Below are 13,121 nucleotides of genomic sequence, written 5' to 3' on the forward strand. Positions count from 1 at the left end.
CCGTGGGTGTGGCCGGACAGCTGGAGGTCGACACCGTACTCGGCTGCCTGGACGGCCTGGACCGGCTGGTGGGCGAGGAGGACCGTGGACCGGGACCGAGGAGCTTGACGCGCTCGCCGCGGCCCAGGGTCCTGGCCAGGGCCGCCTCCGCCTCCTCGATGGCCAGCCAGTGCCCGTAGGTGATGGGGGAGACGCCCCGGGAGGCGAGGAGGTCGTCCAGGTCGGCGCGGCGGGCCGGCTCGCGGCCGGCGAGGTCGGCCAGCAGGGTGCGGACCGTCTCCGCGGCGTCGGACTTGTTGGTGCCGATCACGCCGGTGGGACCGCGCTTGAGCCAGCCGGCCACGTACTCGCGGTCACGGACCCGGCCGGCCTCGTTCGGGACGGTCATGGTGGCCTCGGAGAAGGGGACGCCGGGCAGCGGCACGCTCCGGTAGCCGACCGAGCGCAGGACTATGCCGACCGGGAGGGTCTCGAACTCGCCGGTGCCCACGACGCGGCCGTCCACCAGCCGGGTCCGTTCGAGCCTGAGCGCCTCCACCCGGCTCTCGCCGAGGATCTCCACCGGGCGCATCCAGAACCGCACGTCCAGCCTCCGGGGGCGGCCCACCGGGGTGCGGGCGGCCCAGCCCTGCAGCACCTCGACGTTCCCCCGGACCTGGCGCGGCAGGTCCGTGACGTCCGCCACCGCCTCCTCGGGCCGCACGCACACGTCGGCGTTGGTCAGCTCGCCCAGCTCCCGGAGCTCCTTCAGGGTGAACTTGGCGTGCTCGGGCCCCCGGCGGCCGATCATGTGGATGGCCTTGACCTGGCTGCCGGCCAGCCGGGACAGCACCTCGTCGGGCACGTCCGTGGCGCGCAGCTCCTCGGCGGTCTTGGCGAGGACGCGCACCACGTCCACCGCCACGTTGCCCACGCCGATCACCGCGACCTCCGGGCTGTCGAGGACGAAGCGGTCGGCGGGCATGTCGGGGTGGCCGCAGTACCAGTTCACGAAGTCGGTGGCGGCCACGCTGCCGGGCAGGTCCTCACCGGGGATGCCCATCCGCCGGTCCACCATCGCGCCGGTGCAGTAGACCACGGCGTCGTAGCAGTCCAGCAGGTCCGTGACGCCGACGTCCTTGCCCAGCTCGACGCCGCCCAGGAACCGCACGGACGGCAGCTCCAGCACCCGGCGCAGGTACTGTGCGATCGACTTGATCGAGGTGTGGTCGGGGGCCACGCCGTACCGCACCAGGCCGTAGGGCGTGGGCAGCCGTTCGAGCACGTCCACCTCGACGGCCCCGGGGGCCTGCTTCATCAGCGCCTCGGCCGTGTAGATCCCGGCAGGCCCTGATCCGACGATCGCGACTCGCAGTGACACATCGCCTCCTAGGCGCGGGCTGTCGTGAACGCGATTCTGTATCAACGGGGCGCGCCCTGCCAGCCTCGACAGGCAACATGATCCAGATAACCCGCGTGGCCGGTGCGCGCGCCGCCATACCGGCGGATATATCCGACGTCATGCCGTATATATCCGTCGTACCCACTCATAGAAGCCGTTCTCGCCGGATCTAACTCGCTGAGGCCGTCGCCACTTCACTCCGCCCGCCGCGGCTTTTCTCACCGCGTCCCACCCGTCGGGGCCGTCGCCGACCCGCTCCGCCGGTCGCCGCCGTGCCCCGCCCGCCGCCCGCCGCGCGCCGGGCCGCGGGGACCGCCGGTCCGTCACGCCTGTGCCCGGAGGGCCGCCCGGGCGCGCAGGGCCCGCTTGTCGATCTTCCCGTTGGCGTTGACCGGCAGGGCGTCCACCACGACCACCCGCCTGGGCACCTTGTAGTCGGACATGTTCTCCCTGGCCCACGCGACGATCCCGGCCGGATCGACGGCGACGCCCGGCCGGGGGACCACGAACGCCCACCCGGCCTCGCCCGACCTCCCGTCCGGCACCCCGACCACCGCCGCCTGGGCCAGCGAGCCCTCCCGCAGCAGCAGACCCTCCACCTCGGCGGGGGAGACGTTGAACCCGCCGACGATGTACAGCTCCTTCTTGCGGTCCACGACCGCGAGGTTGCCGCCGGGATCGAAGGCGCCGACGTCACCGGTGTGGAGCCAGCCGTCCCTGATCACCTCGGCGGTCCTGCCCGGCTCGTTCCAGTAGCCGCGCATCACCCCGTAGCCCCGTACGACGATCTCACCGCGCCCGCCGGGCGGGACCTCGGCGCCGCGCTCGTCCACGATCCTGACCTCCATGCCCGGCACCGGGCGGCCGGTGCTCGACGCGACGACCTCGACGGGGTCCTCCGCCCTGGTCATGGAGACGACCGTGCCCTCCATCAGCCCATAGGCGTTGATCATGCGCTCCAGCCCGAGCCGCTCCAGCAGCCTGCGGATGAGCTCGGCGGGCACCGAGGCCGCCCCGCAGATCGCCACCCGGAGCGAGTGCTCCCCGAGGTCGGGCTCCTCCAGCAGCCGGTGGAACAGCGTCGGCGGCCCGGCCAGGACCGTGATCCTCCTGTCGCGGATCAGGTCCATGAGCAGGTCGGGGCCGAACGCCCGGACCGGAGTCATCACGGCCCGGCGCATCACCGAGGCCAGCAGCCCCGCGTTGAGCCCGAAACCGTGCGCGAACGGCGCGATGACCGGATAGCGGTCGCCGGGGCGGAGGGTGACGATCTCCGCCCAGTCCCAGTAGCCGCGCAACGTGTGGCCGTGTTCCAGCATGACGCCCTTGGGCGTCCCGGTGCTGCCGGAGGTGGACATGATCTCGCACAGGTCGTCCGGCCGTACGGCCAGCGCCCGCTCCTCCGCCTCGGCCCGGCCGACCCGGGACCCGTCCGAGAGCAGTTGGGAGGGCCGCACCGTCCCGGGGCGTCGCACCCGCTCCGGCACGATCACCTGCCGCAGCTCCGGCAGGCCGGCGTAGGGGCGTCCGGCGTCCGGCCCGCCCGCCGCGCCGGCCAGCAGGTCGGTGAAGACCGTGCCGTCCAGGCCGTCTCCGGTGATCAGCACGCTCGTCCCGGTCCCGCGCAGCGTGCCGGCGGCCTCGATGCCCCTGCAGCGCGCCGAGAGCGGCACGAGCACCGCCCCGGCGTCCCAGACGCCGAACGCGCTCGTGACCCAGCCCGGGTCGTTCGGGCCCCAGATCGCGACCCGGTCCCCGGCCCGCACGCCCAGGGCGATCAGGCCCCGGGCGACGGCGCCGGCCCGGTCGCGCAGATCGGCGAGCGACAGCCGTACCTCGCCGTCGTCCACGACGATGTCGGAGGGGTGGGTGCTGGCCTGGTCGCGGAGCATCCGGGGGATCGTCCCCCAGCCGGGTACTTCCATGCCGGTCGCGCCTTTCGAGGGGGGTCAGCGGGCGATGGCCGTGCGGTCCCTGCCGAGATGGTGGCCGCGCTCGTCGTTCACCACGCCCCGGGGGCCGGCCTCCGAGACCTGCGGGCAGATCTCGACGGCGATCGTGACCGGCGTGAGCGCCTTGAGCGACTGCTGGATGCGCGACCTCCACATGGGGTTACTGACGAGACTCTCCCGGTTGAAGGTCACCGTCAGGGTCGCGGCGTCGAGCGTGCCCTGCCGGGTCACGCCCAGTTCCCAGCCGGAGACGCCGTCGATCCTGCCGAGCGCCCTCTCGATCCGCTCCAGCGACAGCCACACCCCGCGTACCAGCACATGGTCGCCGACGGTGTGCTCGGGCGCGGGGAAGGCGTTTCCGGCGGCCGGCCGGACGACCTGCCCGGTACGGAGCGTCGTGCCGGCCGACGGGTCGGCGACGACCACCTCGGCCAGGCCGGGGGTGTACGGAGCGGTCAGTATTTCGTCCCTGTCCAGCGGGGCCAGGCCCGCCGACCCCGGGTCGAACAGGGTGAGCGGCGCCGTCTCCGAGGAGCGCCATCCCAGCGGCACCGCGGTGAACGGCGAGCAGTAGACCTCCGTCACCTCCGCCTCGAACTCCGCCGCCAGGTGCGGCATCGTCCGCCGGGAGGCGATCTCCCCGGTCAGGATGATGTGCCGCAGCCCCAGGTCCAGCGGGTCGAGCAGGAACTCCAGGTGCAGCCTGGCCAGCAGGTCCATGGCCCCGGTCGGCGTGATCACCAGGGTGGTCGCCCTCAGCGACTCCAGCGCGTGGTGCAGCCGGAGCCTGCCGCGCGGGCCGACGGAGGCCGCCGCCTGGGCCGTCTCGGCCGCGGCCAGCGCCCACCGCGCGCCCGCGAGCTCGCCGTCCCCCGACAGCGCCACCACGACCCGGTCCGTCGCGCCCACCCCCGCCGCCTCCAGCGCGGCGGTGCAGGCGCGGACGGTCTCGGCCGGCCCGCCGGCGGAGACCACGCTGTCGGCGTCCGCGGAGACCAGCAGCAGGCCGGTCGCCGTACGGCCCGCCGCGGCGAGATCACCCCGGGTCTTCCAGGCCGTCGTGTCACCGGCCGCCGCCCCGTCGCCCCGGTCGCGGACCCGGGTCCCTCCCGGGCCGGCCGTCATCTGGCCACCTCGGTCATGAACAGCCGCATCGACTCGCAGACGTGCTCGTGGGCGAGCCCCCCGACCTGGGCCTGGAGGATCAGGTCCGTGGCCCCGGCCTCGGCGACGCGGGCCGCCGCCTTGCGTGAGCCCTCCACGTCGTCCACCACGACCATGTGGTGCTCGCGGAGCGTGGCCATCGCCTCCTCCGGCGGCATCCCGGCCGCGAGCTGGCCGAGGACCTTGTGCGTGGCGTGCCGGGCGTCGTAGTAGTCGGGCGGCGTGACCAGGTTGACCTGGCGCCGGATGTACCACAGCACCGGGTCGGCGGCGATCTCGAACGCCCGCGCGCGGGTCTCCGCGACGTACCAGGGGATCATCAGCGCGACCCGGCGGCTGTCGGGGTCGAAGCCGTTGTCGGCCAGGCACTGCCGGTAGCGGGCGATGTCGTCGGCGACGTCGTCGATCCCCTTCAGCATCGTCATGCCGAGCAGGTTGTAGCCGTGCTTGGCGGCGGCCAGATATCCCTCCAGCGAGGTGGAGGCCACCCACACGGGAGGGTGCGGCACCTGGGCGGGGCGCGGGTAGACCGCGACGTCGGGGATCTCGAAGAACTCGCCGGAGCGGCTGACCGGCTCCCCGTCGGCCCTCCAGATGGCGAGGGTCGCCTCCAGGGATTCCTCCCAGATCTGCCGGGACTTCTCGAACGGCTTCCGGAACGCCTGGTACTCCAGCGGGGAGGCGCCCCGGCCCGTGCCGAACTCGACCCGGCCGCCGGAGATGACGTCGAGGGTCGCGACCCGCTCCGCCGTGCGGATGGGGGACTGGAAGGGCAGCAGCACCACGCCCAGGCCCAGATGGATGCGCTCGGTGCGCTGGGAGATGGCGGCCAGCACCAGGTCGGGGGCCGAGGAGTGGGAGAAGCCGCGGGTGAAGTGGTGCTCCACGAACCACGCGGTGTCGAAGCCCAGCCGGTCGCCGAGCACCACCTGCTCGATCACGTTCTGGAACGCCTGTTGCTCGACCTCGCGGGAGCGCCCGCGGACCTCCAGCTCATATCCCAGGCTGATCCGTAGGGACGTCATCCACGCCTCCGTTGTGTCACATCCGGTCCCCGGTCGCGAGCCCTCACTTAACCAAGCGCTCGCTTGGCGAGATTACCAGCCTGGTGGGACGGCAACAAGCCGACCCCGCCCGCCCGGCGGCCGGACCGGGGCTTGCGGGGACGGGCCCCGCCGATCACAGTTGGCTCTGTGAGCTCAGGGGCGGACAGACGGCGCGGAGCCGGCGCGCGGCGTCGGCGGGACGGCACGCCCCCGGAGGTGAGGACGCCGGGCCCGGCGGGGCGCCCCCGTGCCTCCTCCGGCGAGGCGCCGCCCGAGGACGGGCGCCGGTTCGAGGCCCTGGGCCGGGTGATGGCCGCGCTGGCGGGCGAGGCCGGGCTCATGGAGTCCTGCCGGGACCTGGCCTGGTGGCGGGGGAGCGACCAGAGCTGGCACGTCGAGTGGCGCGACGGCCCCCACGCCGCCGAGGTCGCCGCCGCGCTGGCCGAGCGCGTCCGGGACCCCGGCGTCCCCGGCGCCCTGGCCGTCCCGGCGGGTCCGGCCACCTCCGCCACCGCCGCCCTCGACGTCATGGGCGTCCTGTTCGTCCTGCGCGCGGCGGACCCCGTGGGGCGCGAGCGGCTGCGCGTCCGTCCCGGCCTCTGGCGCATGTCCGAAGCCCTCGACACCACCCGCAGGACCACCTCCCGGCAGCCCTGGGAAGTGGTGCTCCTCGGCGGCTGACCCCGCCGGGGCCCGCGGCGTCCTCGCGTGCCGCGCGCGTGCCCCGGCCGCCCGGCGGGTCAGAGGCCGGCGGCCGCGGCCAGCCGGCCGCGGTGCGCCTGCGGGGGGCCGAAGAGCTGGGCGTCGGCGGTGGCGCGCTTGAAGTGGCGGTGGGCGGAGTGCTCCCAGGTGACGCCGGTGCCGCCGTGGATCTGGATGTTCTCGCCCGCGGCGGTCAGATACGCCTCCGTGCAGTAGGAGCCGGCGATGGCCGCCTGGACGGGGAGGTCGTCCCCGGAGGCCCGGGCGGCCGCCTGCGCGGCGGAGCGGGCGGACTCGACGAGCAGGAGCAGATCGGCGAGTTTGTGCTTGACGGCCTGGAAGGAGCCGATGGGGCGGCCGAACTGGTGGCGCTGCCTCGCGTGGGCCAGGGCCGTCTCCAGGCAGCGGGCGGCGCCGCCCACCTGCTCGGCGGCGAGGCCGGCGATCCCCAGATCCCGGACCCGGCCGCAGGCCGCGCCGTCGCCCACCCGCACGGCCGGGACGGCGTCGAAGACGAGCGCGGTGAGCGGACGGGTCTGGTCCAGGGTGGTGTGCGGCGTCCGGGAGGAGGGGACGGCCTCGATCAGCTCGCCGTCGACGTAGGCGAGCACCACCTCGGCGTCCAGCGCGTAACGGGCGGTCCCGGTGAGCTTTCCGTCACTGAAGGTTAGATCCGCGTCATCGGGGAACAGCACAGTTGCGGTGATTGAGCCATCCGCCATGCCCGGCAGCAGCCGGGCCATGGCGCAGCGGTCCCCGGCGGTCCTGACCGCCTCCGCGGCCAGCACCGCGGTTGACAGATAGGGGTAGGGCGCCAGGACGCGGCCCAGTTCCTCGCAGACGACGGCGACCTCCGCCATCCCGCACCCCGCCCCGCCATATTCCTCGGGGACGGCCAGGCCCGCCACGCCGAGTTCGGCGGCGAACCGGCTCCACGGGGCTCCGGGCCGCTCGACGAGGAAGGACCGGACGGCCTCGCGGAGTTCGGACTGCTCTTGGGTCAGGCTCATCCGGCCAGCATAAACAAGCGGTTGCTTGTTATGGAATATTTGCCGCATTTTGTGCATTCTTGCAGGTCAGATATGCTTCACATGGCCACAAGGTAATGCGGATCGGGGGATCAGTGGCTTCGCTTGACCGGAACTACACGTTCGACCAGAACTACACGGCCGCCTTCCTCGCCGATGATCGCCAGGAGCGGGCGATCGTGCTCCACATGGTGCTCTCGTTCGTCGGGGGAATGGTGCTGGGCGCCTTCGGCGCGGTGCTCTCCACCAAGTCGGACCTGCTGTACGCGATCTACGAGCCCTATGCCTACGTGCTGTTCGTCGTCGTCGTGGGACGCACCGCCGCCAGCCTCGGCTGGGCGGCGCTGACCAGCGCGCTGGCCACCTTCGGCCCGATAATCTCGCTGCTGGCCGCCTCGATCTTCAGAACGGGTGGCGAGTCCCTGAGTCTCGGCAGCCACGGCGCCACGCTGAACATCACGCTCCTGACCCTCGCCTCCTTCGGCATGCTGTCCTACTTCACCAGGCGCAAGGACCTGTGGGGGGACCTCGCGAGCGGGGTGCTGGGCGGGGTCTTCGCGCTCGACGCGATGGACAAGGCGCTGCCCACCGGGCCGGAACACATCGCCGGATTCTGGCCGTGGAGCGTCCTGATGGTGATCGCGCTCGTGGCGGGGCTGCTGTTCTGGCTGCGGCGGGGCGCGGGGTGGCTCCGCTCGGCGCTGGTGGTGCTGATCATCGCTTCCGCCTACTTCGTGTTCGTGGTCGGCCTTTAAAGACAGGCGACCGGCTTGCGCGAGTCGATAGCCTGTAGCCATCGATCCCTGCTAGCTAGGAGTAGCCGTGCTGCTGCGAATGTCGTCGTTGTTTCTTCGAACGCTGAGGGACGACCCGGCAGACGCGGAAGTCCCGAGCCACAAGCTGCTCGTCCGCGCCGGTTATGTCCGTCGTGTCGCACCCGGTATCTACTCCTGGCTGCCGCTCGGCAAGATGGTCCTGGAGAACGTCACGCGCATCGTGCGCGAGGAGATGGACCGCATGGGCGGCCAGGAGGTGCTCTTCCCCGCCCTCCTGCCCCGCGACTACTACGAGGCGACCGGCCGCTGGACCGAATACGGCGACACGCTCTTCCGCCTCAAGGACCGCAAGGGCGCCGACTACCTGCTCGGCCCCACCCACGAGGAGATGTTCACCGACATGGTCAAGGGGGAATACTCCTCCTACAAGGACTACCCGGTGACGCTCTACCAGATCCAGACGAAATACCGCGACGAGGCCCGCCCCCGGGCCGGCATCCTGCGCGGCCGCGAGTTCGTCATGAAGGACTCCTACTCCTTCGACCTGGACGACGACGGTCTCAAGCGCTCCTACGAGCAGCACCGCGAGACCTACATCAGGACCTTCGACCGCCTGGGCATCAACTACAAGATCTGCTTCGCCACCTCCGGCGCGATGGGCGGCTCCGCCTCCGAGGAGTTCCTCGCGCCCGCCCCGACGGGCGAGGACACCTTCGTCGCCTGCCACCGGTGCGGCTACGCCGCCAACGCCGAGGCGGTCACCACCCCCGCCCCCGCGGCGATCACCGGGGAGCGGCCGGCCCTGCGGGTCCTCGACACCCCCGACACCCCGACCATCGAGTCGCTGGTCAACCACGTCAACGAGCACCACGGCCTGGGCATCACCGCCGCCGAGACGCTCAAGAACGTCGTGGTCAAGGTCGCGACCCCCGGCTCCGGCAAGACCGAGACGCTGGTCATCGGCGTGCCGGGCGACCGCGAGGTCGACTTCAAGCGGCTGGAGGCCTCGCTGGCCCCCGGTGAGCCCGCCATCTTCGAGGCCGAGGACTTCGCCAAGCACCCCGGGCTGGTCCGCGGCTACATCGGCCCGCAGGTGCTCAAGGACCTCGGCATCCGCTACCTCGTCGACCCCCGCGTGGTCGACGGCAGCGCCTGGGTGACGGGTGCCAACGAGCCCGGCAGGCACGCCGCCGGCGTGGTCGCCGGCCGTGACTTCGTCGCCGACGGCACGATCGAGGCGGCCGAGGTCCGCGCCGGCGACGCCTGCCCGGTCTGCGGTTCCGGCCTCTCCATCGACCGGGGCATCGAGATCGGCCACATCTTCCAGCTCGGCCGCAAATACGCCGACGCCGCGAAGCTGGACGCCCTGGGCCCCGACGGCAAGCCGATCCGCGTCACCATGGGCTCCTACGGCGTCGGCGTCTCCCGCGCCGTGGCCGTGCTGGCCGAGCAGAGGCACGACGAGCTCGGCCTGGTCTGGCCCCGTGAGGTCGCCCCGGTGGACGTCCACGTCGTGGGCACCGGCAAGGACAACCAGATCGAGGTCGCCTCCCAGCTCGCCGAGGAGCTCCAGGCCCGTGGCCTGCGCGTGCTGGTGGACGACCGCCCCGGGGTCTCCCCGGGCGTGAAGTTCAAGGACGCCGAGCTGCTCGGCATGCCCACGATCCTGGTCGTCGGCCGGGGCCTCGCCCAGGGCGTCGTCGAACTGCGCGACCGCGCCACCGGCGTCAAGGAGGAGATCCCCGTCGCCGAGGCCGCCGAGCGGGTCCTGGCCGCCTGCCGCGGCTGACCCGCCGGCCTGAGGCCGCGGCCCCGGACCGCGGACGTTTCCCCCGTCGGCCAGGTGGGCAGTCCAGTCACTGAGACCGACGGTCATCCCTCGCATGCGGACGGTGAGCATGCGGGGGATCGGGGGACGGGGGCCCATGGCGCAGAAGTTCGACGCGTCCGCGTACGGGCGCGTCATCGCGGACGTCTATGACATGACCATGGCGGACGCCCCCACGGAGTCCGCCGTGGAGCGGCTCCAGGAGCTCGCCGCGGGCGGCCCCGTTCTGGAGTTCGGCATCGGCACCGGCCGGCTGGCGCTGCCCCTGGCGGCGCGGGGGCTGACCGTCGCGGGGGTCGACGGCTCCCCGGAGATGGTGGAGGTGCTGCGCGCCAAACCCGGAGGCGACCGCATCCCGGTGACGGTGGGCGACTTCGCCGGCACCCGGGTCGAGGGCGAGTTCAGCCTGGTCGTGCTGGCCGTCAACACGATCTTCGCGCTGCCCTCGCAGGAGGCCCAGGTCTCCTGCTTCCGCAACGCGGCGGCCCACCTGAGGCCCGGTGGCCGGTTCGTGGTCGAGGCGTGGACGCCCGATCTGGCGGCGTTCCGGGACGGCACGGCGCTGCGCCTGCTCTCGCTGGGCGAGGACAGGGTCTTCGTGGAGGCGGCGCGACTGTCCCCGGCCGATCAGATGATGTACACGACCAAGATCGACCTGACCTCCGGCGGCCTGCGGCTCCTGCCCGCCAACCACCGCTACGCCTGGCCCGCCGAGCTCGACCTGATGGCGCGCCTGGCGGGCATGGAGCGCGAGCACCGATGGGCCGACTGGCGGGGCGCCCCCTTCGCCGACGACAGCCGGGCGCACGTGTCGGTCTACCGCCGCTGACCCGCCCGCCGAGCCCCGACCCCGTCCGGGAGGCCGCGATGCAGCTACCTGCGCCCCGAGGGCCCGTCACGGCCCTGCTCTTCGACGGGCTGGCGGGCCCGCCCCGCGAGCTCGGCCCGCTGCCCGCGCCCGACGGCGGACCGGCGGTCGAGGACGAAGACCTCCAGCTCGCGCTCTTCGCCTGCTACGAGCTGCACTACCAGGGCTTCGACGGGGTGGACGACAGGTGGGAGTGGGACCCGTCGCTGCTGGCCGCCAGGCAGGTGCTGGAACGGCGGTTCGAGGACGGCCTGGCGGAGGCCGTGCCGCGCCCGCTCCCCGCGCCGCCCACGCCGCCCGCGCGCATGCGCCGGGCCCTGGCGGAGCTGGTGGTCGCCGCCGGCGAGGGCCCGTCCCTGGCGTCGTTCCTGGAGAAGAAGGCGGATCTCGGGCAGTTCCGCGAGTTCGTCGCGCACCGTTCGATCTACCACCTGAAAGAGGCCGACCCGCACACATGGGCGATCCCCCGGCTGCGCGGCCGCGCCAAGGCGGCCCTCGTGGAGATCCAGGCCGACGAGTACGGCGGGGGCCGGCTCGAACGCATGCACTCGGAGCTGTTCCGGGCCACGATGCGCGGGCTGGGCCTCGACGACTCCTACGGGGCCTACCTCGACCGGGTCCCGGCGACCACCCTGGCGGTCGGCAACGCCATGTCGCTGTTCGGCCTCCACCGGCGGCACCGGGGCGCCCTGCTGGGGCACCTCGCGGCCTTCGAGATGACCTCCTCCCTGCCCAACCGCAAATACGGACGGGGCCTGAGGCGGCTGGGCGGCGACGCCACGGCCTGCCGCTTCTACGACGAGCACGTGCAGGCCGACGCCGTCCACGAGCAGATCGCCGCGCACGACATGTGCGGCGGGTTCGCCGCCGCGCACCCCGCCCTGGCCGGTGACGTCCTGTACGGGGCCGCCTGCGCCCTCACGCTCGACCGTCTCTTCGCCGAGCGGGTCCTGGACCGCTGGGAGCGCGGGGCCACGTCGCTGCGCGAGGCGGGGCAGGCGGTGGGCGGCCGGTGACGGATCTCGACTACGTGCTGCCGCTGCGCTGGGACGACGACTCGGGCCTGGCGGAGCTGACGGCCTACCTGCGCCGGCTCGGGCGGAGCGCGCGGGTCATCGTCGTCGACGGCTCCCCGCAGGCGGTCTTCGACCGGCACGCCGCCCTCTGGGACGGGCTCGTCCTGCACGTGCGGCCCGACGGCGACCTCGGGTCCGCCAACGGCAAGGTCGCCGGAGTGATCACCGGGATGCGCCGGGCCCGGGCGGAGCACGTGATCATCGCCGACGACGACGTCCGCTACGGCGAGGCCGAGCTGGCCGGGGTCGACGCCCTGCTGCGGACGGCCGACCTGGTGCGGCCGCAGAACTACTTCGACCCGCTGCCCTGGCACGCCCGCTGGGACACCGCCAGGGCGCTGCTCAACCGCTGCTTCGGTGCGGACTACCCGGGCACCTTCGGCGTGCGACGCTCGACCTTCCTGGGGATGGGGGGCTACGACGGCGACGTGCTGTTCGAGAACCTGGAGCTCATCCGCACCGTCCGCGCCCACGGCGGGCGCGAACGCCGCCCGCTCGACCTCTACGTCCGCCGTCTGCCGCCCGATCCGGCGAGGTTCTGGGCCCAGCGCGTACGCCAGGCCTACGACGATCTGGCGCAGCCCGCCCGGATGGCGCTCTTCCTCGCCGTCCTGCCCGCGCTGGCCGCCGGAGTGCTGCTGCGGCGGCGCGGGACGGTCCTGGCCGGTGCCGGGCTGGTGGTGGGGCTGGCCGAGATCGGCCGCCGCCGGGCCGGCGGGCGGCGGGTCTTCCCCTTCGGCGCCGCGCTGTTCGCCCCGGTGTGGGTGCTGGAGCGGGCCGTCTGCAGCTGGCTGGCGCTGGGGGCCCGGTTCCTCCGGGGAGGGGTCGCCTACTCGGGGCGCCGGATGCGGACGGCCGCGCATTCGAGCCGGCGACTCAGGGCGCGCCGTCAGGCCGGCGGGTCGGGCTCGCTCGGGGCCCGGAACCCGGCGGGCCGGTGCGAGCCGTCGCAGAAGGGCTTGGCGGACGAGCGCCCGCAGCGGCACAACGCCACCGTGGCCCTGCCGGGGGCGATGGGGGCCCCGTCCTGAGTCGTCAGCGTGAACGGCCCCCGCAGCAGCAACGGCCCGTCTTCACAAGGGGTCACTGTGACCGAATTGTCCGTTTCGCGTTGCATGTGAGGTTTGTGCCCGATGGGTCCGGTGAGAAAACCAGCCGTCCGCGGCCCGCGTGATCGGCCCCCGCGGGCCGTGCGGCCGGGGCGCTGCACGTCCCCTCATCAGGAGGCACCATGGCACCACTCGACCCCCTCGTGGACGCCCTCTGGGTGGAGCTCGTCCTTGTCGAGGTACTGCACCAG

At 73.2% G+C, this 13,121-nt stretch carries 11 protein-coding genes and 1 pseudogene; 6 read left to right on the plus strand and 6 right to left on the minus strand.

What is annotated here, in order from left to right; translation table 11 throughout:
* The 4 genes from ACWDS7_RS40000 to ACWDS7_RS40015 all read right to left on the minus strand — a co-directional run.
* A partial coding sequence (locus tag ACWDS7_RS40000; RefSeq protein ID WP_451933512.1) for an FAD-dependent oxidoreductase occupies nt 1-1,360 on the minus strand: 1,360 nt, incomplete at its 3' end.
* Between the two features lie 344 nt (nt 1,361-1,704).
* Nucleotides 1,705-3,306: an AMP-binding protein gene (locus ACWDS7_RS40005; RefSeq protein ID WP_451933513.1), complete on the minus strand. Its 1,602-nt coding sequence runs from the start codon at nt 3,304-3,306 to the stop codon at nt 1,705-1,707.
* Nucleotides 3,307-3,330: 24 nt separating this feature from the next.
* Nucleotides 3,331-4,458 carry a hypothetical protein gene (locus ACWDS7_RS40010; protein WP_451933514.1) on the minus strand — a complete coding sequence of 376 codons (1,128 nt, stop codon included), beginning with the start codon at nt 4,456-4,458 and terminating at the stop codon, nt 3,331-3,333.
* Nucleotides 4,455-5,522 carry an LLM class flavin-dependent oxidoreductase gene (locus tag ACWDS7_RS40015; protein ID WP_451933515.1) on the minus strand — a complete coding sequence of 356 codons (1,068 nt, stop codon included), beginning with the start codon at nt 5,520-5,522 and terminating at the stop codon, nt 4,455-4,457. The genes ACWDS7_RS40010 and ACWDS7_RS40015 overlap by 4 nt, the downstream gene beginning before the upstream one ends.
* Nucleotides 5,523-5,759: 237 nt before the next feature.
* Between ACWDS7_RS40015 and ACWDS7_RS40020 the strand changes: the two genes are divergently transcribed.
* Nucleotides 5,760-6,224: a hypothetical protein gene (locus tag ACWDS7_RS40020; protein WP_451933516.1), complete on the plus strand. Its 465-nt coding sequence runs from the start codon at nt 5,760-5,762 to the stop codon at nt 6,222-6,224.
* Between the two features lie 59 nt (nt 6,225-6,283).
* On the opposite strand, the gene ACWDS7_RS40025 is transcribed toward ACWDS7_RS40020, so the two are convergent.
* Complete coding sequence (locus ACWDS7_RS40025; RefSeq protein WP_451933517.1) at nt 6,284-7,255, minus strand: acyl-CoA dehydrogenase family protein; 972 nt, start codon at nt 7,253-7,255, stop codon at nt 6,284-6,286.
* 113 nt (nt 7,256-7,368) lie between these two features.
* Between ACWDS7_RS40025 and ACWDS7_RS40030 the strand changes: the two genes are divergently transcribed.
* The 5 genes from ACWDS7_RS40030 to ACWDS7_RS40050 all read left to right on the plus strand — a co-directional run bounded on the left by ACWDS7_RS40030 (nt 7,369) and on the right by ACWDS7_RS40050 (nt 12,852).
* Nucleotides 7,369-8,028: a hypothetical protein gene (locus ACWDS7_RS40030; protein WP_451933518.1), complete on the plus strand. Its 660-nt coding sequence runs from the start codon at nt 7,369-7,371 to the stop codon at nt 8,026-8,028.
* A gap of 67 nt (nt 8,029-8,095) precedes the next feature.
* The gene (locus tag ACWDS7_RS40035; protein WP_306856901.1) at nt 8,096-9,838 is read left to right on the plus strand and encodes a proline--tRNA ligase; all 1,743 of its coding nucleotides are present in this window, start codon (nt 8,096-8,098) and stop codon (nt 9,836-9,838) included.
* A gap of 136 nt (nt 9,839-9,974) precedes the next feature.
* Nucleotides 9,975-10,706, plus strand: coding sequence for a class I SAM-dependent DNA methyltransferase (locus ACWDS7_RS40040; protein ID WP_451933519.1), 732 nt, complete (start codon nt 9,975-9,977; stop codon nt 10,704-10,706).
* A 38-nt stretch (nt 10,707-10,744) separates the two neighbouring features.
* Entirely contained in the window at nt 10,745-11,761 is a 1,017-nt protein-coding gene (locus ACWDS7_RS40045) for an iron-containing redox enzyme family protein (protein WP_451933520.1), read from the plus strand.
* Nucleotides 11,758-12,852, plus strand: a complete 1,095-nt coding sequence (locus tag ACWDS7_RS40050) for a glycosyltransferase (protein WP_451933521.1) — start codon at nt 11,758-11,760, stop codon at nt 12,850-12,852. The genes ACWDS7_RS40045 and ACWDS7_RS40050 overlap by 4 nt, the downstream gene beginning before the upstream one ends.
* Here ACWDS7_RS40050 and ACWDS7_RS40055 read toward each other — a convergent pair.
* Nucleotides 12,816-12,938 (minus strand): annotated as a pseudogene (locus ACWDS7_RS40055) (hypothetical protein); the annotation flags it as partial. The gene ACWDS7_RS40050 and the pseudogene ACWDS7_RS40055 overlap by 37 nt on opposite strands.
* Nucleotides 12,939-13,121 lie beyond the last annotated feature (183 nt).

This window comes from Streptosporangium sp. NPDC003464 (assembly GCF_053588315.1).

What these genes read in the sequence shown, in the direction of transcription:
- ACWDS7_RS40005 (WP_451933513.1), bottom strand. Translation starts at nt 3,306, where the DNA reads ATGGAAGTACCCGGCTGGGGGACGATCCCCCGGATGCTCCGCGACCAG.
- ACWDS7_RS40010 (WP_451933514.1), bottom strand. Translation starts at nt 4,458, where the DNA reads ATGACGGCCGGCCCGGGAGGGACCCGGGTCCGCGACCGGGGCGACGGG.
- ACWDS7_RS40015 (WP_451933515.1), bottom strand. Translation starts at nt 5,522, where the DNA reads ATGACGTCCCTACGGATCAGCCTGGGATATGAGCTGGAGGTCCGCGGG.
- ACWDS7_RS40025 (WP_451933517.1), bottom strand. Translation starts at nt 7,255, where the DNA reads ATGAGCCTGACCCAAGAGCAGTCCGAACTCCGCGAGGCCGTCCGGTCC.
- ACWDS7_RS40040 (WP_451933519.1), top strand. Translation starts at nt 9,975, where the DNA reads ATGGCGCAGAAGTTCGACGCGTCCGCGTACGGGCGCGTCATCGCGGAC.
- ACWDS7_RS40045 (WP_451933520.1), top strand. Translation starts at nt 10,745, where the DNA reads ATGCAGCTACCTGCGCCCCGAGGGCCCGTCACGGCCCTGCTCTTCGAC.